This is a genomic window from Pseudomonas yamanorum, assembly GCF_900105735.1.
Classification (GTDB): Bacteria; Pseudomonadota; Gammaproteobacteria; order Pseudomonadales; family Pseudomonadaceae; genus Aquipseudomonas; species Aquipseudomonas yamanorum.
This window is the reverse complement of sequence record NZ_LT629793.1, coordinates 5,931,051-5,956,224: the sequence shown is the minus strand read 5'-3', so window position 1 is coordinate 5,956,224 and position 25,174 is coordinate 5,931,051. Positions and strand designations below refer to the sequence as shown.

The window sequence follows — 25,174 nt, the reverse complement described above, 5'->3', positions numbered from 1 at the left end:
GATGCCGATTTAGCCGCGCCGGGCCATGGATGGCCCGTCGCGGCGGCCCGCGGAACCGGGCCGGAGTGCGGGCATGCCGAGCCTGGGCGAGGCACCGAGTGGTGGGGCAAAGACCTTTTGGTTACTTTTGGGGCGTTTGCCAAAAGTGACCCGCTGTAAGAGCGGAACCATAAGCCGCCGTTACCGCAGCAACGGATATGTACACTCACGAAACCCGCTCCCCAACCACAACCCCATCCCGCCACCAAGCCGCCAAACTAAAAACATTCGGCGCCTTGAGCAGCGAAAAATGATTCCCCGGCCCATACCAAACCTCCAACGACCCGGTGCACTGGCGCCACCCTTCAACCATCAACCCCTGCTCCCGCTGATTCCCCGCCGCATCCAGGGTCGGATCCTCCGCCAACACCAACCGCACCACCCCCTCATACCGCCGACCAGGCCGATAAACCGTACGCAACGCCGACGCATACGTGCGCGCCGGCCCATCCATGGCATCCACTGAAGACCGCACCGGCAACAACCCGACCCCCACCATCCCCGCATGCAACAACCGTCGCTGCTCCACTTCATCGCGCCCGGCAAAATCCACCGCATCAATCCCCAGCGACTTACCCGAAGCCACCTGCATCGACTCAATCAGCCGTAACAACGCCGCCGTCGTGGTATAGGGCCGACCCACCACCCCATTCCCCCCGGGCGCCTCGCTGTCGATCAACGTCAACGACGCCACCTCACGCCCCTGGTCTTGCAACCGCGCGGCCATTTCAAACACCACCCAGCCGCCAAACGAATGCCCAACCAGATGCACCGGCCCCGAAGGACACTCCTGCTCCAAGGCCTGCAAACAACAGCGCGCCGCCGCCTCAACCTGGCTGTGCGGCACCCCCTCCCCATCCAGCCCACGCGGCTGCAAGCCAAAGATCGGCCAGTCCCGGCCCAGCGCCTCGGTCAACCCCACAAACCCGGTCACGCTATCCCCCGCCCCCGGCACACAGAAAATCGGCGCATGCCCGGCGCGGCCACTCTGGATCCGCAACAACGGCTGATGCACCGCAACACTCGGAGCCTCACTCAATGCCAGAGCCTCACCCAACGCCTGCCCCAACGCCTGGATATGCGGTGCCTGCATCATGCTCTGGTGATCCCCCGGCACTTCAACCTGGCGCAGTTGCCCAGGGGCCAACGCTTCATTCCAACCCAAATCCAGGCTGCGCCGCGACAGCTCCGTCGGCCGCTCTGCGGCGCTGAACAGGTGCACCGCCAACGGCATCGGGAACAGGCTGTAATGCGCGAGCGCGTGCCCATGTCCGACTTCCCGCTCGATAAAATTCAACAGGTCCGCGTCCGAAGCCGCCGCCATCTGCGCGTACAACAAATGCCGATCGCGGCAGCGTTGCAACAGCCCAGCAAAATCCAGCTGTCCAATCTGCGCTTCCAGTTGCTCAAGGCTTGCCAGCTCATCCACACCTCCCTGTGCCTTCCAATACGCCATGCACTGCAACAGCAAATGCCGCTTGAGGGCATCCGGCCCGGCCCAGCGCGCCTTGCCCTGGTCGGTCATGCGCGGCACGTAGCTGTCGATCAACCCGAGGAACGCCACCGGCTCGTCCAGGCCCTGCAGTTGCATCGCCACTTCATAAGCCAACACCCCACCAAACGACCAACCCGCCAGCCGATACGGCCCATGGGGCTGCACCGACCGAATGATCCCCACCAGCCGCGCCGCCAGGCCTTCCATGGTCTGCAACTGCGGTTCACCGAGGGGCGCACCGGGCAAGCCGTAGATCGGGTAATCCCCCAGCAAATGCCGGCCCAGCGCCGGGAAATACACGTCCATGCCGCTGAATTCGTGCACCAGGAACAATGGCGGCTGGCTGCCGCTGGCGCGCACGGTGATCAGCGCGCTGTCGTCCTCCCGCGTCGTACGCTGGCCAAGCATCGAGGCGACCGAAGCGACGCTGGCATGCTGGAACAGCTCGGCCAACGACACCTCAAGCCCCGCCTCTTCCATCAGGTTGACCAGCCGGATCGCCAGCAGCGAATGCCCGCCCAGTTCAAAGAAACTGTCGTGCCGACCGACCTGCTCCAACCTCAACACTTCGCCCCAGAGGCGGGCCAGGGTCTGTTCCAGCTCATTGGCCGGGGCTTCAAACACACGGCTTACCAGCGCTTCCATCGCAGGCACCGGCAGGGCCTTGCGGTCGACTTTGCCGTTGGCCGTCAGGGGCATTTTTTCCAGCGGCACATAGGCCGAGGGCACCATGTAGTCCGGCAAATGCTGCAGCAGATGGCTGCGCAACACGTCGGTGGCGAGCGGCTCGCCGGTGTAGTACGCCACCAGGCGCTTATCGCCAGGCGCATCTTCCCGCGCAAGCACCACCACATCCTTGATGCCGTTGCAGGTCGCCAGGCGCGCTTCGATTTCACCCAACTCGATGCGGAAGCCACGGATCTTCACCTGGTCGTCATTACGACCGACGCACTCCAGCAGCCCGTCCGCCGACCAGCGCCCAAGGTCGCCGGTGCGGTACAGCAAACCATCGCCAAATGGATCATCGACAAATTTTTCAGCCGTCAGCTCCGGCCGGTTCAGATACCCCTTGGCCACACCGTGCCCGCCAATACAGATTTCCCCGACTACACCCAGCGGCACCGGCTGCAAGTGCGCATCCAGCACATGGATTTGCGTGTTGGAAATCGGCCTGCCGATCGGCACGCTTTCAGCATCGGCGGCGATCGCCTGCACCTCATAGGTGGTGGCGTAGGTGGTGGTTTCCGTCGGGCCATAGCAGTGCACCAGGCGCAACGCCGGCGCCCGGGCCAGCAGGCTGCGGAATGCCGCCGGGTCCGCCCGTTCGCCGCCGCACAACAGGATGCGCAGCCCGGCCAACGCGTCAGGAATCAGCTGCACGTACTGGTTGAACAGCGCGGTGGTGACGAACAGGACCGTAGCCTCGCCCGCCTTCAATGCACGACCAAACGCACCCGGGTCGAGCAAGGTGGCATGGTCGATCACCAGCACCTGGCCGCCGTTGAGCAACGGCCCCCACACGTCCATGGTGCTCGCGTCGAACGCCGGGTTGGAGGCGAACGCCACGCGGTCGTGGGCGTTGAAATCGGCGTAGCCGTTATTGATCACCAGCCGCGTAATGCCCCGGTGCGGTACCAGCACGCCTTTGGGGGTGCCGGTGGAGCCGGAGGTATACATGATGTACGCCACCCGCTCCGAGGTCTGCGACAGGTCCGGGTTGTGGCTCGGTTGCGGGTCCAGCGCCAGGGTATCGAGGTCGATGCGCCGGGCCGGGTACTCGACGGACTCGCTGCTGTGGGTCAGCAGCCAGACCGCGCCGCTGTCCTGCACCATAAAGGCCTGGCGCTCGGCCGGGGCGTTGACGTCCAGCGGCACGTAGGCCGCCGCGCATTTCAGGATTGCCAGTTGACTGAGCAGCAGGTCAATCGAGCGCGGCAGCAGGATCGCCACATGGTCGCCGGGCTGCACGCCCAGGGTGCGCAGGTGATGGGCCAGTTGGTTGGCGCGGGTGTTCAGCGCGCCGTAACTCAGGGTGTCCTCGCCATGCGCCACAGCGATGGCGTTCGGGCGCGCCTGGGCCTGGGCTTCGAACAGGCGCTGCACGGTATGTTCACGAGGGAACTCCCGTTGGGTGGCGTTGAACGCCACCCGTAGCTTTTCACGCTCCGCCGGCGGCAGAATCGACAGTTGGCTGATTGGGCCCGCTGCATTTTGCTCCAGGGCCTGCACCAGGTGTTCCAGGGCGACATGCAGGTACTCACAGAGGCGTGCCGCGCCCTGCCCCATGACATCAAAGCCAAACCCGTCACCCAGGTCATCGACACTCAGGGACAGTGCAAAGTTGGTGCGTTCCTCGGCCTTGAGCACTTGCATGCCCTGCCAGGCTTCAGCCACCCCACCAGCGTGCGGCGCACTGTGGCGATAGTTGAACAGCACGCTGAACAGCGGTGTATTGGCCGGCAACCCGCTGCAACGTTGGGCCAGGGCCAGTGGCGCATGCTCGTGACTGAGCAGTTGGGTCAGGCTGGCATGGGTCCCCATCAGCGCCGCGTGCACCGTGCGCTCACCCAGGTCGATCCGCAGCGGCAAGGTATTGATGAACACCCCCAATGCGCGCTCGGCGCCTTCACCGCCTTGCAACCGGCCCAGCAACACGGTGCCGAACACCACCTGCTCACGGCCGGAAACCTTGCCCAATACCTGCGCCCAAGCCAGGTGCATCAGGCTCGCCGCACTGACCCCAAGGTGACGCGCCAGGGTGCGCAGGCGCCCGCTCAGCAGCGGGTCAACGCTCAGGCGTGCCTGTTGCGCTTCATCGGGTGAATTCAGTGCCAGCGTCGGCTCATCGATCTCCCCGAGCATCTCGCGGAAGAAGGCTTCGTGCTCGTCCTGACGCATGCCCAAGCGCGTCTGCGCCACATAGTTGCGATACGGCACCGCCGCCCCCAACTGCTCGCGACGGCCCAACAGACAGGCTTGCATCTCGTGCTGCAATACTTCCAGCGCCACGTGATCCATCACCAAATGATGGAACAGCAACAACGCAACCACCCGTTGGTTGGCCGGATCTTCGGCGTACACCAGGCGCATCAACGGTGCCTGCCCCAGGTCCAGGCGGTGCTGATGGAAGCGCGCCTGCAAGTGCTCCAGCACATCGCCCGTCGCCTGAATCGCCTCGACCTGCAACGACGCCCGGCGCCACACCACTTGCACCGGCTCTTCCAGCCCGTCCCAGTGCATCGACGAGCGCAGGATATCCTGCCGCTCGATCACCGCTTGCAACGCCTGGGCAAACGCTTCAAGGCGCTCGACGCTGGCGAAGGCAAACTGCGCCTGTAACAGGTACGCGTCACCCTGTTGTACTGCACGATGGTGATACAGGATCCCGGCCTGCAACGGCGCCAGCGGGTAGATGTCCTGCACGTTGGCCGCGCCGCCGGGAATGCTCGCGACAAGGCGGTCGATGACGGGTTGCTCCAGGTTCACCAGCGTCAGCATGTCCGGGGTGATCCGCGTGCAATCCGCAGCAATCCCATTGGCCGGCACCATCACTTCGCGACCACCACCCACGGCAGCCGCCAAGGCTGCAAGGGTGGGTTGACCAAACAGCACTTTCACATCCGCCGACAACCCGACCCGGCGCATGCGGCCAATCAGGCTGGCGGCCAGCAGCGAGTGGCCGCCCAGCTCGAAGAAATTGTCATGCCGACCGACCCGCTCCACCTTGAGCAAATCAGCCCAGAGGCCGGCCAGGGTGATTTCGGTTTCACCCACAGGCGCGACGTATTCCCGGGCGATCACCGATTCCAGGCCCGGTACCGGCAATGCCTTGCGGTCGAGCTTGCCGTTGGGACTCAGAGGCAAGGCCTCCAGGTGCATGAAGATCGCCGGCACCATGTAGTCCGGCAGTTGCTCCAGCAGGTGGCTGCGCAGGGCATCGATGTCGGCCTGCACACCGGTGTAGTAAGCCACCAGCCGTGAGTCACGGGCCACCACGGCGGCTTCGTTGATCTGCGGGTATTGCAGCAGTCGCGCCTGAATCTCACCCAGTTCGATACGCAGGCCACGGATTTTCACCTGGTCATCGTTGCGGCCCAAATACTCGATAGTGCCGTCCGGCAAGTAGCGCCCGACGTCGCCGGTGCGGTACATCCGGCCTGCGCTGAACGGGTCCTTGAGGAAGCGTTCGGCCGTCAGCTCAGGACGGTGCAGGTAACCCCGCGCCACTTGCACGCCACCGATGAACAGCTCGCCCACCACGCCCAATGGCACGGGCTGCAACTGCCCGTCCAGCAGGTACATGCGGGTGTTGGCGATCGGCTTGCCGATGGGGGTGTTGTCCGGCGTGACAGGTCCGGCGCAATCCCACGCCGTCACGTCCACCGCCGCTTCAGTCGGGCCGTAGAGGTTGTACAAACCGATGCCCGGCAACTGCTGTTTGAAACGGCGCACCAGGCTGCCGGGCAACGCTTCACCGCTGCACATCACCCGTACCAGCCCGGCGCTCTGGCTGACATCGCCATGGGCCAGGAACACGTCCAGCATCGAAGGCACAAAGTGCAGTGTGGTGATCTGCTCGGACTCGATCACATCACACAGGTAGGCCGGGTCTTTATGCCCGCCAGGACGCGCCATGACCAACCGGGCGCCGCTGAACAGCGGCCAGAAAAACTCCCACACCGACACGTCGAAGCTGAACGGGGTTTTCTGCAGCACCCTGTCCTGGGCGGTAAGACCGTACTCGTCCTGCATCCACAGCAGGCGGTTGACCACACCCGCGTGCTCGTTGATCACGCCTTTCGGTTGGCCGGTAGAACCCGAGGTGTAGATCACGTAGGCCTGATGCTGCGCGGTCAGCCCATCCACTCGTGGGTTGGACGTTGGTTGGTGCTGCCAGGTGTTCCGGTCCAGGTCCACCACCGGCACCGTCACGTCGCCCAGCAGTGAACGGGTTTCGCCCTGCACCAGCACGGCGGCCGGTGCGCTGTCCTTGAGCATGTAGGCGATACGCTCCAGCGGATACGCCGGGTCCAGCGGCACATAACCGCCGCCCGCCTTGAGGATTGCGAACAGGCCAATCACCATCTCCAGGCCGCGCTCGACGCAAATCGCCACCCGCGAATCCGGCTGTACACCCAGCTCCCGCAGATGGTGCGCCAACTGATTGGCCCGTTCGTTCAGCTCGCGATAGCTCAGGCACTCCGAGCCTGCCTTCACCGCCAGCGCATCAGGCGTTCGTGCAACCTGAGCTTCGAACATACCGTGCAGCGTCTGGTCGAGGTTGTAATCCACGGCGGTGTCGTTGAAGTCGAACAGCAGACGCTGGCGCTCCTGATCGTCCAGCAAGTCAGCCTGTTCCAGCACCGCCTGATCGTTATCCACCATGGCCTGCAGCACGCGGGTGAAATAGCCGACATAGCGTTGCAGCGTCGACTCGTCGAACAACGCGATGGCATATTCCAGGGTGCCGCGAATTTCGCCCCGGGTCTCGCCGAGGTTCAGGGACAGGTCGAACTTGGCAAAGTGACTGTCCTCCACAATCCCTTCAAGGCTCAGGTCGCCCAGGGCCAAGACCGGCGCATCGCTGTCCTGCCAGGTCAACATCGTCTGGAACAGCGGGCTATGGGCCAGGCTGCGCAATGGCCGGGTGATTTCCACCACCTGCTCAAACGGCAGGTCCTGATGAGCCTGGGCGTCCAGGGCCAGCCCCTTGACCCGCGCCAGCAGCGACTCGGCACTCAGCTCGCCCGAGGTATCGATGCGCACCGCCAGGGTGTTGACGAACAACCCGATCAAGCCTTCCACCTCGGCCCGCTGGCGGTTGGCGACGGGGGAACCGATCACCACTTCCTCCTGCCCGGCCAAACGCGCGAGCAACGAGGCCCACGCCGTCATCATCACCATGTACAGCGTGGTGCCGTGGCGCTGGCTGAGGGCCTTGAGCCCGGCGGTCAGGCGTTCATCCAGGCGCACGTCGACGCTGCTGCCGGCGTAGTCCTGTTGGGCCGGACGCGGGCGGTCGGTCGGCAACATCAGCAACGCCGGCGCACCGGCCAGGGTTTGCTGCCAATAGCTGCTCTGGCGATGCAGCACTTCGCCGCTGAGCCACAGGCGCTGCCACACGGCGAAGTCGCTGTACTGGATCGGCAATGGCGGCAATGGGTCAGCCTCACCACGGCTGAAGGCTTGGTACAACGCCATCAGCTCACGGGTCAGCACGCCCATGGACCAGCCATCGGACACGATGTGGTGGATAGTCAGCAGCAACACGTGATGATCATCGGCCATGATCACCAGGCGCCCGCGCAGCAACGGGCCGCGCTGCAAATCGAAAGGCGCCGAAGCTTCGCCCTGGATCAACGCGTCCAGCACCTGCTGTGCTTCGGGGTGGCGGCGCAGGTCCTGCACTTGCAGGGGCATCACCTCTTCAGGCGGCACGATCAGCACCTGGGCGTCGTCATCCTGCTGGGCGAAACGGCTGCGCAAGGTTTCATGCCGCGCGACGATCCGCGCCAGGGCCCGTTGCAGCGCATCGACGTGCAACTGCCCACGCAAACGCAGGCCGATAGGAATGTTATAGGCGGTGTTGGCACCTTCCATCAGCGCCAGAAACCACAAGCGCTGCTGGGCAAACGACAACGGCAACGCCGTGTCCCGCGCCGCCGGCAGGATATCCGGCAAGGTGCTGCGCCCGGCCTGGGCAAGCACCTGCGCCACGGCGGCCAGTTCGGCATTGGCGAACAGTTCCCCCAGCGCCAGATCAACCCCAAGGCGCTGGCGAACCTGGGACACCATGCGCATGGCCAGCAACGAATGGCCGCCCAACTCAAAGAAATGATCCTGGCGCCCCACGCGCTCCACTTGCAGCACATCGGCCCAGATTTGCGCGAGGACGGTTTCGATATCGCCATGAGGCGCTTCGTACTCGCGAGTGAAGACGGCGGCCAGGTCCGGCTTTGGCAGGGCCTTGCGGTCCAGCTTGCCGTTGGCGGTCAGGGGCAATGCATCGAGTTTTACGTAGGCCACCGGGACCATGTAGTCAGGCAGGTGCGCCACCAGATGCGCGCGAATATCGCCCACATCGAGGGCATCGAACTGCGGGTTTTCGGTGAAGTAAGCCACCAGCCGGGGCTGGCCGGGCTGGTCTTCCCGGGCCAGCACCACCACTTCCTGGAGACCGGGCAACTGGTTGAGGCGGGTTTCGATTTCTCCCAGTTCGATGCGCACGCCACGGATTTTCACCTGGTCGTCGTTGCGGCCCAGGTACTCGATGTTCCCGTCCGGCAACCAGCGCGCGAGGTCGCCGGTACGGTACATACGGCCCGGATTGAATGGGTCATCCAGAAAGCGTTCGGCAGTCATTTCCGGACGGTTCAGATAACCCCGCGCCACGCCCTTGCCGCCCACATACAGTTCACCGGCAACCCCCAAGGGCACCGGGCGCTGCTGTTCGTCCAGCAGGTAAACCGTGGCATTGGCGATGGGCTTGCCGATGTGCAACGGCTGACCGGGCTCAATCCGCCCGGAGGTGGCGACCACCGTAGCTTCGGTGGGACCGTAGTTGTTGATCACCTCGAAACGTTGGGCCCGGGTGAACTGGCGCAGGCGGTCGCCGCCAATCAGCAAGGTGCGCAGGGTCGGGTGTTCGATGTTCTGGCTGAACGCATATTCGGCCACCGGCGTGGGCAGGAAACACACGTCCAGCGGTTGCGCACGCCACCAGTCCAGCAGCGCATCGATATCTTCCGCGCCGTCGTGGGCCGGCGGCAAGTGCAAGGTCGCGCCCACACACAGGGCCGGCCAGACTTCCCAGGCCATCGCATCAAAGCCAAAACCGGCAACGCTGGCGGTATGTCGGCCGGCGCACAGGTCAAACGCGGTGCAATGCCAGTCCACCAGGTTGGCCACGGTGTGGTGTTCCACCATCACGCCTTTGGGCAGGCCGGTGGAGCCGGAGGTGTAGATCACGTAGGCCAGGTTAGACGGTGTGACGGAAACTTGGGGGTTGCTGGCCGTATGGTGATGCCAGGTAAAACGGTCCAGGTTGATCACCGGCACGTCGAGCGCGGGCAGGCGCTCCAGCAGGGCGTGTTGCGTCAGCACCGCGACCGGGGCGCTGTCGCTGAGCAGGTAGCTCAGGCGCTCGGCCGGGTGCGACGGGTCCACCGGTACGTAGCAGGCACCGGCCTTGAGGATCGCCAGCAATCCGGCCAGGGTGTCCAGCCCACGCCGGGCGACGATGGCCACACGGTCGTCGGGTTTTACCCCCAGGGCCAGCAGGTGATGGGCCAGCAGGTTGGCTTGTTGGTTCAATTCGCCGTAGGTCAGCTGACGGCCTTGATACACCGCAGCCACCGCGTCCGGGGTAAGCAACGTTTGCGCTTCGATACGCCCGTGCAGGGTGGTGCCTTGGGGGAAGTCGGCCGCTGTCGCGTTAAAGTGCGCCAGCAGGTGTCGCTGCTCAGCCTCTGGCAGTACCGACAGAAGATTCAACGGGGTGTCGGGCGCCTGCTCCAGCGCCTGTACCAGGTTTTCCAGGGCCGTTTGCACATAACCACAAACAGCCTGCGGATCGACCTGGGTACTCGCCAGTAAGCGCAGGATAAATCCGTCCCCCAGGTCATCGACACTCAGGGTCAGCGGGTAGTTGGTGCGCTCCTCGGAGCTCAAGATCTCGATGCCCTGCCAGGCCGCCGCCGCGTCGGTACTGGTGCCCGAGCCACTGTGGCGATAGTTGAGCAACGCGCTGAACAGCGGCGTCGGCGCCGCCACCCCGCTGCAACGCTGGGCCAGGGCCAAGGCGGCGTGTTCATGACGCAGCAAGGTGGTCAGCCGGGCGTGCGTGGCCTTGACCCCGGCACGCACCGTCTCGGCGCCGACATCCACGCGAAACGGCAAGGTATTGATGAAAATCCCCAGGGCCCGGTCCGTGGCGTGCCCCCCCTGCATGCGGCCCATCAAGACGGTGCCGAACACCACCTGCGCCTTGCCTGCCAGGGCACTCAATACCTGCGCCCAGCCCATATGGAACAGGCTGGCGGCACTCACCCCCAACTGCCGTGCCTGGGCCCGCAAGCGCTGATTGAGCGCTGGCGGCAACGGCCAGTCGACTTCGGCAATCTCCTGGCCGTCGCCCTGCACATCCTGCAAACCAAACGGCAAGGTCGGCTCAGTGATGTCCCCGAGCATTTCGCGAAAGAACGCTTCGTGTTGCTGCTCGCTGATCCCCAGGCGTGCCTGGGCCACGTAGTTGCGAAACGGCACGGCCTGGCCCAACTGATCCCCGTGGCCCTGCAAGTAGGCCTGCATTTCGTGGCGCACCACGTCGAGCGCGCTGTGGTCCAGGGCCATGTGGTGGAACAGCAGCAAGGCAACCATGCGCTGCCGGGCTTCGTCCCAGGCGCCTACCAGGCGCACCAGCGGTGCACGGGTGACATCCAGCCGGTAGTGACGGCCATCAAACAGGCCATGCAACTGGGTCGCGATATCCCCGTCGGCGGGGTTCAGTTCAATCAGTTGCACCGGCAATCGCGCCGCGCGCCATACCACTTGCGAAGGCTCTTCCAGGCCCTCCCAGATCACGGCGGTGCGCAGGATGTCATGGCGGTCCATCACGCCCTGCAACGCCTGGGCAAACCCCTTGAAGCGCTCAAGGCTGTCGAAGGCGAACTGCGACTGCATGACGTAGGGGTCGCCGTGTTCGGCACTCACATGGTGATAAAGAATGCCTTCCTGCAGCGGGGCCAGGGGGTAGATGTCCTGCACGTTGGCCGCGCCGCCGTCGACGGTCTCGATGATGCGGTCAATCGAGGCCTGGCTCAGGCTCGACAGCGTCAGCATCGCTGGGGTAATCCGCTGGGCACCTGCGGGAATGCCATTGGCCGGCACCTCGACTTCACCGGCCTTGGTGGCCGCGTATTCCCCAGCCTTGATCAGCTCGATCAGCGCCGGCTTGTGTTCCCGTAGCGAGGCCACCAATGCCGGGTCACTCAGGGCCTGTTTATTGCCCTGCACCGACAACTGGTCGCCCTTGAGCGCCAGTTGTACATCCTTGGCCTTGAGTGCCGCCAACAGTTCAATGATGCTCACAGGACGATCTCCATTCGTTCGGTAATTGCGGCGTAGCCTGCCAGGGTCGGTTGTTCGAACAGCCCCCGCACATCGGCTTCCATGCCTTCCTGACGCAAGCGCCCGATCAAGCTGACGGCCAGCAGCGAGTGCCCGCCCAGTTCGAAGAAATTGTCATGCCGCCCTACCCGCTCCACCTTCAGCAGCTCGGCCCACAAGCGCGCCAGGGTGATTTCGGTGTTGCCCACCGGGGCTTCGTACTCGCGCACGATCAGCGACTCAACGCCTGGCGCCGGCAGCGCCTTGCGGTCGAGTTTGCCGTTGGGGCTCAACGGCAAGGCCTCCAGGTGCACGAATACCGCCGGCACCATGAAGTCCGGCAAACGCGCCAGCAAATGGGCTCGCAGTTGTTCGATATCCGCCTGCACGCCGGTGTAGTACGCCACCAGCCGCTCGTCCCGGGCCAACACCGCCGCTTCATTGACTTGCGGGTATTCGGTCAGCCGCGCCTGGATTTCCCCCAGTTCGATGCGCAGGCCACGGATTTTCACCTGGTCGTCGTTGCGGCCCAGGTACTCGATATTGCCGTCCGGAAGGTAGCGCCCGACGTCGCCGGTGCGGTACATGCGGCCAGCAGTGAACGGGTCCTTGAGGAAGCGTTCGGCCGTGAGCTCAGGGCGATGCAGGTAGCCGCGAGCGACCTGAACACCACCGATGAACAGCTCGCCGACCACGCCCAAGGGCACCGGCTGCAACCGGGCGTCCAGCAGGTACATACGGGTATTGGCAATCGGTTTGCCGATAGGCGTGTTGTCCGGCACCAGGGGCCTTGCGCAGTTCCACGCAGTCACATCCACCGCCGCCTCGGTCGGGCCATAGAGGTTGTACAAACCGATGCCTGGCAACTGCTGCTTGAAGCGTCGCACCAGGCTGCCGGGCAAGGCCTCACCGCTGCACATCACCCGCAACAGCCCGGCACTCTGGCTGACATCGCCGTGGGCCAGGAACACGTCGAGCATCGACGGCACAAAGTGCAAGGTGGTGATCTGTTCAGCTTCGATCACCTCGCACAGGTAGGCCGGGTCCTTGTGCCCGCCGGGGCGCGCCATGACCAACCGGGCACCGGTGAACAGGGGCCAGAAGAATTCCCACACCGACACGTCAAAGCTGAACGGGGTCTTCTGCAAGACCGCGTCGCCGGCGGTCAGGCCGTAGGCGTCCTGCATCCACAGCAGGCGGTTGACCACACCTGCATGCTCGTTGATCACGCCCTTGGGCTGGCCGGTGGAACCGGAGGTGTAGATCACGTAGGCCTGATGCTGCGGGGTCAGCCCGTCGACGTGTGAGTTGGACAGCGGCTGGTGCTCCCAGGTGTTCCGGTCCAGATCCACCACGGGTACCGCCACATCGCCCAGCAGCGAACGGGTTCCGCCCTGCACCAGTACCGCCGCCGGCGCGCTGTCTTGCAGCATGTAGGCGATTCGCTCCAGCGGATACGCCGGGTCCAGCGGTACATAACCACCACCGGCCTTGAGAATGGCGAACAGACCGATGACCATCTCCAAGCCACGCTCCACACACATCGCCACCCGCGAATCCGGCTGTACCCCCAGCTCACGCAGATGATGAGCCAACTGATTGGCGCGCGCGTTCAGTTCGCGGTAGCTCAGGTGTTGGTCACCCGCTTTCACCGCCAGCGCATCGGGGGTGCGTTCAACCTGGGCTTCGAACAGGCCGTGAAGGGTCTGATCGAGGTTGTAGGCAACCTCGGTGGCGTTGAACCCGAACAGCAGTTGCTCGCGCTCCTGCGGGCCCAGGATCGACAGGCGATCCAGCGGCAATTGCGGGGATTGCTCCAGCGCGTCCACCAGCCCGTGCAACGCCGCCTGCATGTAACCGCAAATACGCTGCGCGCCAATCTGCGCGGGGGTCATCGCGGTCAACCGGAATCCGTCGCCCTGGTCATCCACGTTCAAGGTCAGCGGGTAGTTGGTGCGCTCCTCGCTGGCCAGGGTTTCGATCCCCTGCCAGGCCGGGGACACCGCCGCTTGCTGGCTGTCGCTGTGGCGATAGTTGAGCATGGCGCTGAACAACGGCAACGGCGCCGCCACTCCACTGCAACGCTGGGCCAGCGCCAGCGAGGCATGCTCATGCCCCAACAGTGCCGTCAGCCGGGCATGGGTCGCCTTTACCGCCGCACGCGCACCGATGCCGCCGACATCCACCCGCAACGGCAAGGTATTGATGAACATCCCCAACGCCCGGTCGCTGCCCTTGCCGCCCTGCATACGGCCCAGCAACACGGTGCCAAACACCACGGTGTCCTGGCTCGAGGTGCATGCCAACACCTGCGCCCAGGCAAGGTGGAACATGCTGGCAGCGCTGACGCCCAGCAACCGCGCCTGAGTGCGCAGGCGCTGGGTCAAGGCCGGCGATAACGCTTCACAGGCTTCTTCGATGGCACTGCCATCGCCCTGCACATCCTGAAGGCCGAACGGCAGCGTAGGCTCATGGGTATCCCCCAGCATCTCGCGGAAGAACGCTTCGTGCTCCTGCTCACTCACCCCCAGTCGGGCCTGGGCCACGTAATTGCGGTACGGCGTGGCTTCGTCGGTGATTTCGGGCAGGCCCAGCAGGCTGGCTTGCATCTCGTGACGCACGCCGTCCAGCGCCGTGTGGTCGAGGGCGATATGGTGGAACAGCAGAATCGCTACCACCCGTTGCTGGCGCGGATCTTCGGCATATACCAGGCGCACCAGCGGGGCCTGGGACATCGGCACACGGTAGTGACGAGGATCAAACTGGCGATGCAGCTGCGCCAGCACATCACCGGTGCCCACCTGCACCGCCTGCACCGACAGCTCAGCCTGGCGCCATACCACTTGCAGTGGCTGTTGCAAGCCTTCCCAGACCACGCCGGTGCGCAAGATATCGTGGCGGTTGATCACCGACTGCAACGCCCGGGCAAACGCCTGCAAACGCTCGACGCTGTCAAACGCCAGGTGCGATTGCAGCAGATACGGATCGCCCTGCTGCGCACTGATGTGGTGGTAGAAAATCCCTTCCTGCAACGGCGCCAGCGGATAAATGTCCTGCACATTGCCGGCGCCGCCCGGCACGCTGGCGACGATCTGGTCGATGGTCGTCTGATCCAACTCCACCAGCGACAGCATCGAAGGCGTGATGCGCTGGCAATCGGCAGCAATGCCATTGACCGGCACCACCACTTCCCGGCCACTGCCCACCGCCGCCGCCAATGCGGCCAATGTCGGCTGGCTGAACAACACCCGCACGTCGGCGCTCAGGCCGACCTGGCGCATGCGCTCGATCAGACTCACCGCCAGCAATGAATGGCCACCCAGCTCAAAGAAATGGTCATGGCGGCCCACTTGCTCCACCTGCAACACCTCGGCCCAGATCCGCGCCAGGGTGGTTTCGACCTCGCCTTGTGGCGCTTCGTATTCACGGCTGAGCATGGCGGCCTGATCCGGCGCCGGCAAGGCCTTGCGGTCGAGCTTGCCGTTGGCGGTAAGCGGCCAGCAGTCGAGCTTCACGTAGGCCACCGGCACCATGGCCTCGGGCAGTTGGCTGTGCAGCTCGGCACGCAGGGTTTCGATATCCAGCGGTTTTTGTTCGGTGAACCAGGCGACCAAGCGGCCGTCGCGCACCAGCACCACGGCTTCCTTGACGCCATCGACGGCGGCCAGGCGGGTTTCGATTTCCCCCAGTTCGATGCGCACACCCCGGACTTTTACCTGGTCGTCGTTGCGGCCCAAGTATTCAATATTGCCGTCCGGCAGCCAGCGCGCCAGGTCGCCGGTGCGGTACATGCGGCCCGGGTTGAACGGGTCATCGAGGAAGCGTTCGGCGGTCAAGTCCGGGCGATTCAAATACCCACGGGCCACACCGCGACCGCCCACGTACAACTCGCCTGCCACACCCACCGGCACCGGACGCTGTTGGTCATCAAGCAGGTACACCGTAGCATTGGCCATCGGCTTGCCGATGTGCAGCGGCTGACCGATGTGCACGCGGCCAGAAGTGGCGACCACCGTGGCTTCGGTCGGGCCATAGTTGTTGATCACCGCGAAACGGCGCTCCTGATTGAACTGGCGCAGGCGATCACCGCCGATCAACAGGGTGCGCAGGCTTGGGTGTTCAAGTCCCTGGCTGAAGGCGTACTCGGCCACCGGCGTGGGCAGGAAGCTCACCTCCAGCGGTTGCGCCAGCCACCAGGCCAGCAGTTCGTCGATGTTTTCATTGCCCACCTGGGCCGGTGGCAGGTGCAAGGTCGCCCCCACGCACAACGCCGGCCAGACTTCCCAGGCCATGGCATCAAAGCCGAAACCGGCCACGCTGCTGGTGTGGCTGTGGGCGTGCAGGTCAAAGGCTTCGCAGTGCCAATGCACCAGGTTTTCCACAGTGCGGTGTTCCACCATCACCCCTTTGGGCTGGCCGGTGGAGCCGGAGGTGTAGATCACGTAGGCGAGGTTCGTCGGGGTCAGGCTGGCGATCTGGGGATTGCTCTCACCGGAATACGCGCCATGCAGGTCGACGATGGCCACCTCGCCGAGCACGCCACGGGTGCTTTCCTCGGCCAGTACCGCGACCGGGGCACTGTCTTGCAGCAGGTAAGCGATGCGCTCGGCCGGATAAGCCGGGTCTACCGGGACGTAGGCCGCACCCGACTTGAGAATCGCCAGCAGGCCCACCAGCATCTGCGGCCCGCGTCGGCAGCAGATCGCCACGCGGTCGTCGGGCTGCACGCCCAACGCCAGCAGGTGATGAGCCAGCTGGTTGGCACGTTGGTTGAGCTGTTGGTACGTCAGGTGCTGGCCGTCCTGGCTCACCGCAATCGCCTGCGGCAGGCGCTCGGCCTGGGCTTCGAAGGCAGCGTGCAGGGTGTGTCCTTGTGGGTAATCGCGGGCGGTGGCGTTGAAGGTACGCAGGAGTTTTTCGCGCTCGGCAACAGGCAGTACCGGCAACTGATTCAGCGGCGTTTCCGGTGCTTTTTCAAGGGCCTGCACCAGTTGCTCCAACGCACTGTGCATGTAGTCACACAGGCGTTGCGCACCGATGGACTCCAGGGCCAGCACCGTCAGGCCGAAGCCTGTGCCCAGGTCGTCCACGCTCAAGGTCAGCGGGTAATTGCTGCGCTCTTCCCCGCCCAGCAACTGCACGCCCTCCCAGATGCCATGCCCGTCGCGGGCCATTTCGCCCGGGGTGCTGTGGCGGTAGTTGAGCAAGGCACTGAACAACGGCATCGAGGCCGGCACGCCACTGCACCGCTGGGCCAGCGCCAGGGATGCATGCTCATGGCCCAGCAACGCACTGAGACGGGCGTGAGTCGCCTTGACCCCGGTGCGTACTGTACTGGCGCCCACCTCGACCCGCAGTGGCAAGGTGTTGATGAACATACCCAGCGCCCGGTCGGCGCCTTCGCCGGCTTGCATGCGGCCCATCAACACGGTGCCGAATACCACGTCCTGACGGCCGGACGCGAGGCCGAGTACCTGGCCCCAGGCCAAGTGCATCAGGCTCGCAGCGCTGACCCCCAGTTGCCGCGCCTGTTCACGAATCCGCAGCGCCAACCCTGCATCGACGGGCAACTCGGCCTCTTCGATATCCCGGCCATCGCCCTGCACATCCTGCACGCCAAAGGGCAGCGTGGGCTCGTCGATGTCGGCGAGCATTTCACGGAAGAACTGCTCGTGCTCCTGGGCGCTGACACCCATGCAGGCCTGGGCCACGTAGTTACGGAACGGTGCCGCAACCGGCAAGTCATCGGCCTGGTTGAACAGGAACGCACGCATTTCCTGGCCAACCACTTCCATAGCGGTGTGGTCCAGCGCCAGGTGATGGAACAGCAGGATCGCCGCGACCCGTTGGTTGGTCGGGTCCTGCGCATACACCATGCGCAACAGCGGCGCCTGGGTGATGTCCAGGCGATAGTGGCGGGCATCGAAGCGTGCGTGCAGCTGTTCAATCACGTCGCCATCGGCCGGGTCCAGCGGGATGTGCTGTACGACCAACTCGGCATGACGCCACACCACTTGCACCGGGCTGTCCAAGCCTTCCCACACCACGCCGGTGCGCAGGATATCGTGGCGCGCCACGACTTTTTGCAGTGCGCCCATGAAGGCCTGCAACCGCTCGACGCTGTCAAACGCCATGCGCGATTGCAGCAGGTACGGGTCGCCCTGTTCGGCGCTGATGTGGTGATAGAGGATGCCTTCCTGCAACGGGGCCAGCGGGTAGATGTCCTGCACGTTGGCCGCACCGCCGGGCACCGTGGCCACAATACGGTCGATGGCCGCTTGATCCAGCTTGACCAGGGTCAGCATCGACGGCGTGATACGTTGGCAATCCTGCGCAATGCCGTTGGCCGGTACCACGATTTCCCGGCCACTGCCCACCGCGGCCGCCAGCGCCGCCAGGCTTGGCTGATTGAACAGCACCCGCACATCGGCGCTCAGGCCAGCCTGGCGCATGCGTTCGATCAGGCTTACCGCCAGCAATGAATGGCCGCCCAGTTCAAAGAAGTGATCAAAGCGTCCGACCCGTTCGACCTTCAATACGTCCTGCCAGATCTGCGCCAGCAGGGTTTCCACCTCACCCTCGGGGGCTTCGAAACCACGGCTGAGCAGCGACGCCTGATCCGGCGCCGGCAGGCCCTTGCGGTCCAGCTTGCCATTCGCGGTCAGCGGCAACAGTTCCAGCCAGACATAGGCCGACGGCACCATGTAGTCCGGCAGCCGGCTTTGCAGGTGCGCACGCAACGCTTCAATGCTCAACGGCGCCTGGGCGGTGTAGTAAGCCACCAGGCGCTTGTCGCCGGGTTCATCTTCACGGGCCAGCACCACCGTGTCTTTCACGCCGGAATAGCTGGCCAGGCAGCTTTCGATTTCACCGGGCTCGATACGGAAACCCCGTATTTTCAGCTGATGGTCGTTGCGGCCCTGGTACAGCAAGGTGCCGTCCGCCTGCCAACTCGCCAGGTCGCCGGTGCGGTACAGCAGGCCGTCGCCGAACGGATCGACGATAAACTTTTCGGCGGTCAGTTGCGGCTGGTTCAGATAACCCTTGGCCACGCCCGCGCCACCGATGTACAGCTCGCCGACGACGCCCAGCGGCACTGGTTGCTGCCGCGCATCCAGCACGTAGGCACGGCTGTTGCCAATGGGTCGGCCAATCGGAATACCGCCCTCACCCACTGACGTGATCTCGAAGGTGGTGGAAAACGTGGTGGCTTCGGTGGGGCCGTAGCCATTCAGCAGATGCTGCGGCGCGCCGTGCTCAAGCACCCGGCCGATCACCTGCGGGTCGAGCACATCGCCGCCGACGATCAGGTAGCGCAGCTGGCGGAACATCGACATCAACCCATCGGCGTATTGGTGGAACAACCCGGCCGTCATCCACAACACGCTGACGGATTGCTCCTGCAACAGGGCGGCGAAAGCGGCCTGGGACAGCAAAGTGGCGTGTTCGACCACCACCACACAGCCGCCATTGAGCAGCGGTGCCCACACGTCGAGGGTGCTGGCGTCGAACGCCGGGTTCGAGGCGAAGGCCACCCGGTCACGGTGATTGAAGTCGGCGTAGCCGTTGTTGATCACCAATCGGGAGATGGCGCGATGGGGAACCTGTACCCCCTTGGGCGCCCCGGTGGAGCCGGAGGTGTACATGATGTACGCCACACTTTCCGCCGACTGGGCGAGGTTCGGGTTATGCGCAGGCTGCGTCGCAAGGCTCAGCGCGGCAAGGTCATTCAGCACGTGTTTGGCATGGCTGTCCTGCACCATGAACGCTTGGCGCTCGTCAGGCGCGTTGACGTCCAGCGGCACATAGACCGCCGCACACTTGAGGATCGCCAACTGGCTGACCAACAGGTCGATGGAGCGTGGCAGCGCGATGACCACGTTGTCCCCCGGCTTCACGCCTTGATCGATCAAATAGTGAGCCAGGCGATTGGCCCGCAGGTTGAGATCGCGGTAACTCAGCGACGCATGGCCGTGCACCACCGCCACGGTTTCCGGGCTGGCCAGGGCCTGGGCTTCGAAGAGAGCGTGAACGGTTTTCCCGGCCGGGTAGTCGCGGGCGGTGGTGTTGAAACCCACCAACACTTGATGCCGCTCGGCAGGTGGCAGGATCGACACTTGATGCAGCGGCGTAGTCGGCGCCTGTTGCAGCGCCGTCACCAGGTTGCGCAAGGCACTGAGCATATAGTCGCCGACACGCTGCACATCCACTTCGGCCACGCCTTGCACCGTCAGCGCAAAACCCACACCGAGGTCGTCGACGTTCAGCACCAGCGGGTAGTTGCTGCGTTCCTCGGAGCTGAGGATTTCGATCCCGGCGTCGGCGAACGGGCTGGCGCCTGGCGCTTCGCCCGGGGCACTGTGGCGGTAGTTGAGCAAGGTGCTGAACAACGGCAGCGCACCGGACACGCCACTGCAACGCTGGGCCAGGGACAAGGACGCATGCTCATGCCCCAGCAACTGTGCGAGCCGCGCATGGGTGGCGCGCACGCCGCCCTGCACACTCACCGCGCCGACGCTGACCCGCAGCGGCAAGGTATTGATGAACATCCCCAGCGCCCGGTCGGCGCCCTCGCCGCCTTGCATACGGCCCAGCAATACCGTGCCGAATACCACCTCGTCCTGGCCCGATACCTGGCCGAGGACTTGCGCCCATGCCAAGTGCACCAGGCTGGCGGCGCTGACACCGAGCTGGCGGGCTTGCTCACGCAGGCCGAGGCTGAGGGCCGGGTCCACGGGCAAGTGAGCTTCGCGCACACCGCTGCCGTCGCGATTCACGTCGTGCAAACCGAAGGCTAGGGTCGGCTCGTCGATATCGCCGAGCATCTCGCTGAAGAACACTTCATGCTGCGCGGCGCTCACACCGAGGCGCGCCTGGGCCACGTAATTGCGGTATTGCACGGCGTCCGTCAGCAGGCCGGTTTCGCCTGCGAGGCTGGCGCTCATTTCTTCCACCAGCACCTGCAACGCGGTGTGGTCCAGCAGGATGTGGTGCAGCAGCAGGATGCCGACATGACGGCCCTGATCCTCGGCGTAGGCAAAGCGCATCAGCGAGGCACGGGACAGGTCGAGACGATAGTGGCGTGGGTCGAAGCGTGCTTGCAGTTGTGCCAGAACGTCGCTGTGTGGATCCACGTCGACCTGTTCAACCACCAGCAGTGCCTGGCGCAGTACCACTTGCACCGGCTCGTCCAGGCCTTCCCACATGATGCCGGTGCGCAGGATATCGTTGCGCTCGATCACACTTTGCAGCGCACGGATAAACGCCTCGACCGGCTCATGGCCGCTGAAGCTGAACTGCACCTGCAACACGTAGGGATCGCCTTCGGTGGTCGCCAGGTGGTGATAGAGGATGCCGGCCTGCAACGGGGCCAGGCCGTAGATGTCCTGCACGTTACCGATACCGCCGGGCACGCTGGCGACGATATGGTCGATGGCCTGCTGGTCGAGGTCCACCAGCGGCAGCATGTCGGGGGTGATGTGCCGGGTCGCTTCGCTGATCAGGTTGGCCGGGACCTGCACTTCATGCTGGCCGCCCACCGCAGCGGCCAGCGCAGCCAACGTCGGCTGGCCGAACAGCACCCGCACATCGGCGCTCAGCTCCAGCTGGCGCATGCGCTCGATCAGCTTGACCGCCAGCAAGGAATGGCCACCCAGCTCGAAGAAGTTGTCCTGGCGCCCGACCCGGTCGATCTTCAGCAGGTCTTGCCAAAGGCTGGCAATCGCGGTTTCCACCGCGCCTTGGGGCGCTTCATAACCACGACGGGCCAGGGCGTCGGCATCGGGTGCCGGCAAGGCCTTGCGATCGAGCTTGCCGTTGGTGGTGAGCGGAAACGAGTCCAGCAGTACAAAGGCGCTGGGCACCATGTATTCGGCCAGGGACAGCAGCAGGTGGTCCCGCAGCTCGGCGGCGGTGGGCACGTGGTCCGGCTGGGCAATCACGTAGGCCACCAGACGCTTGTCGCCCGGCTCGTCTTCGCGGGCCATCACCACGGCCTCACGCACGCCTTCACAGGTAGCCAGGCGTGCTTCGATTTCCCCCAGTTCGATACGAAAACCGCGAATCTTCACCTGGTCGTCGTTGCGCCCCAGGTACTCGACACTGCCGTCGGCCAGCAACCGGCCGAGGTCACCGGTCTTGTACAGGCGCAGGCCGGTGACGGGGTCCGCCAGAAAACGTTCGGCGGTCAGCTCATCACGGTTGAGATAACCCCGCGCCACGCCGGCACCGCCGACGTATAACTCGCCGACCACACCGCTCGGCACCGGTTCGCGGCGGGCGTCCAGCACATACAGCTGCAAGTCGGGAATGCGCACGCCAATCGGGCTCACGCCCACCAGCTGCGCGTCCGCCGCCTCCAGGGCACGATAGGTCACGTGCACGGTGGTTTCGGTGATGCCGTACATGTTGACCAGCCGCGTACCCGAGTTGGTCACCCGGGCGTACCACGGTTTGAGAATGCCCGGCTCCAGGGCTTCACCGCCAAAGATCACTTGGCGCAGGGAATGCAGTTGCTGGCTGCGGCCCTGTGCTGCGATCAATTGGCGGAACGCGCTCGGCGTCTGGTTGAGGATGCTCACACCGGCTTCACACAACAGTGCATAACACTCGTCCGGTGAACGGCTGACCAGTTGTGGCACCACCAACAACTGCCCGCCGTGCATCAGCGCGCCCCAGATTTCCCACACGGAGAAGTCAAAGGCAAACGAGTGGAACAGCGCCCAGGTGTCATTGGCGTTGAACTTGAACCAGTGCTCGGTGGCACTGAACAACCGCGCGACGTTTCGGTGTTCGATCATCACCCCCTTGGGCAAGCCAGTGGAGCCGGAGGTGTAGATCACATAGGCGAGGCTGGACGGGCTGATCGCAACGCTGGGGTTAACGATGGGCTCGTGTTGCAGGCTGTTGAGGTCGATCGACGTGACATCGCCCACCAGATGACGGGTGTTGCCCTGCACCAGCACTGCCAGCGGCGCGCTGTCTTGCAGGGTGTAGGCGATGCGGTCCAGCGGGTAGGCCGGATCAATCGGCACATAGCCCGCCCCGGACTTGAGAATGCCCAGCAGGCCGATGATCATTTCCAGGCCGCGCTCCACGCAGATCGCCACCCGGTCGTCGGGGCGAATGCCACGCTTGAGCAGGCAGTGCGCGACCTGGTTGGCGCGTTCGTTCAGCTCGCGGTAGCTCAGATGTTGGTGTTCAAAGCGCAGCGCGATGGCCTCTGGATGGCTGGCGGCATGGGCTTCGACTTGCTGGTGGATCAGGGCTGAATCGGCGTAGTGCTGGGTGCTGGCGTTAAGGCCGTGCAGCAGATGTTGGCGTTCGGCGGCAGGCAGGATGCCCAGACTGTGCAACGGTGCATCTGGCGTTTGTTCCAGGGCCAGCACCAGGTTTTCCAGCGCGGTATGCAGGTAATCGGCAATGCGCGCCGCGCCGATGGAGGCGTCCACCATCACGGTAAAGGCAAAGCCCTCGCCCAGGTCATCAACGTTGACCGTCAGCGGGTAGTTGGTGCGCTCTTCGGCGCCCAGCACCTGGATGCCTTCGGCGATGTCGATCACCGCCTGGGTGTCCGAGGCATCGCTGTGACGGTAGTTGAGGATCGCACTGAACAACGGCGTGGGTGCGGCCACACCGCTGCAACGCTGGGCCAGGGCCAGGGAGGCGTGTTCGTGGTTGAGCAATTCGGTCAGGCGTTTGTGGGTGGTTTGCACCCCGTCGCGCACGCTTTGCTCGCCTACGTCCACCCGCAGTGGCAGGGTGTTGATGAACATGCCCAGGGCCTGGTCGGAGCCCTCGCCGCCCCCCATGCGGCCGAGCATCACGCTGCCAAATACCACGGATTCGCGGGCGGAGACCTTGCCCAGCACCTGGGCCAGTGCGAGGTGCATCACGCTGGCGGGGCTGACACCCAATGGTCTGGCCTGGGCCCTCAGGCGACGGCTCAAATCGTTGTCGACTGCGATCCGGGCTTCATCGATGCCATGGCCGTCACCCTGCACATCCTGGAGGCCGAACGGCAGGGTGGGTTCATCGATGTCGGCGAGCATTTCGCGGAAGAACGCTTCGTGAGCCTGTTCGCTGACGCCGTGGCGGACCTGGGCGATGTAGTTGCGAAACGGTACCGGAGCGCCGGCCTGTTCGGTCTGGCCGGCGAGGTGCAGCTGGATCTCACGGCGCACTACGTCGAGGGCGGTGTGGTCGAGGATGGTGTGGTGGAACAGCAGCATGGCGACCACGCGCTGATTGCGCGGGTCTTCGGCAAACACCAGGCGCAGCAGCGGTGCCTGGCCGAGGTCCATGCGGTAGTTGCGCGCATCGTAGAGGGCTTGCAGTTGGGTCATTGCATCGCCATCGAGGCGGGCTTCTTCGCAGACCAGGGAGGCTTTGCGCCAGACCACTTGCAGGGGCTCGTCCAGGCGTTCCCAGGCCATCGAGGTGCGCAGGATGTCGTGGCGGTCGATGACCCATTGAAGGGCCTGGGCGAACGTTTCAAGACGGGCGCGGCTGTCGAACACGAATTGGGCGTGCAGCACGTAGGGGTCGCCCTGGTGGGCTGACAGGTGGTGGTAGAGCATGCCTTCCTGGAGTGGCGCCAGGGGGTAGATGTCTTGCACATTCGCCGCCCCGCCGGGGATGCTGGCGACGATGCGGTCGATGGCGGGTTGGTCGAGGTTGACCAGGGGCAGCATGTCCGGAGTGATGCGATAGGCCGGGCTGAGCCAGTCGCCGCCGTGTTGGGCGACGAGGTCGAGCAGTTGGGGTTTGTGGGCGATCAGTTGGTCCCATAGGGCGTCATCCAGCGCGTCGTCGTCACCCAGGATGATCAGGTCGCCTTCGTCCATTTGCAGGCGGATCGGGTGGGTGGAAAGAGCTGCCAGTAGTTTGCTGAACTGCATGGGGTAACCTGCTTTTTTGAGTCGGATACGGTTGAGGAGAAAGTCCGTTTTCAGCTGTCGCGTAAGTGCCTGGGAGGCCTGGGTTAAAGCGCGGGCGCGGTCGAGGATCGGGTGGCTTCCCGCAGGGTTGGGAAATTAGAGGATTCGGGGGGTGGGGGGTGACATGGGAAGCGGGGACAAAGCGGCTGGCGTTGGGGAACTTTCGTATTTGTTGGAGGGGGGGCATATCCGTTATTTGGGTGATGGCTTGTATTGGTTCCGCTCTTACAGCGGCTCACTTTTGAAAAGCGCAAAAGTAAGCAAAACGCTCTTGCCCCACCACTCGGCACCTCGCCTAGGCTCGGTGTGCCCTCACTCCGGCTTTGGACCGTGGGCCGCCGTCATGGGCCATCCTTGGCCCAGGACGGCTAACCCGGCGTCCTGCCGGGTTACCCACGCTCCAAAGCCTGCGTTCGGCCAGCGTGGTTTAACGGGGCGCCTAAGATCAAGATCAAAAGCAGATCAAGAGCACAGCGGCCTACCGGCCGGCTTGAGTGTTGAAGAGCAAAAGCCAAATCAAAAGCGGGCATAGCCAGCTCCCACAGAAAAGCAGAGCTGCATCAGCTTCAGATTTGGCTTTCGCTCTGGATCTTGC

General features: G+C 64.4%; 2 protein-coding genes. Both read right to left on the bottom strand.

Features of this window, described 5'->3' with window-relative positions; translation table 11 throughout:
• Window positions 1–205 precede the first annotated feature (205 nt).
• Window positions 206–11,623, bottom strand: coding sequence for a non-ribosomal peptide synthetase (locus BLU46_RS27835; RefSeq protein WP_093208200.1), 11,418 nt, complete (start codon window positions 11,621–11,623; stop codon window positions 206–208).
• Complete coding sequence (locus BLU46_RS27830; RefSeq protein WP_093208198.1) at window positions 11,620–24,540, bottom strand: non-ribosomal peptide synthetase; 12,921 nt, start codon at window positions 24,538–24,540, stop codon at window positions 11,620–11,622. Before BLU46_RS27830 ends, BLU46_RS27835 begins: the two co-directional genes overlap by 4 nt.
• Window positions 24,541–25,174: the final 634 nt, after the last annotated feature.

Bases quoted from the DNA above. Each gene is read 5' to 3' on its own strand.
- BLU46_RS27830 (WP_093208198.1), bottom strand. From the start codon at position 24,540: ATGCAGTTCAGCAAACTACTGGCAGCTCTTTCCACCCACCCGATCCGC.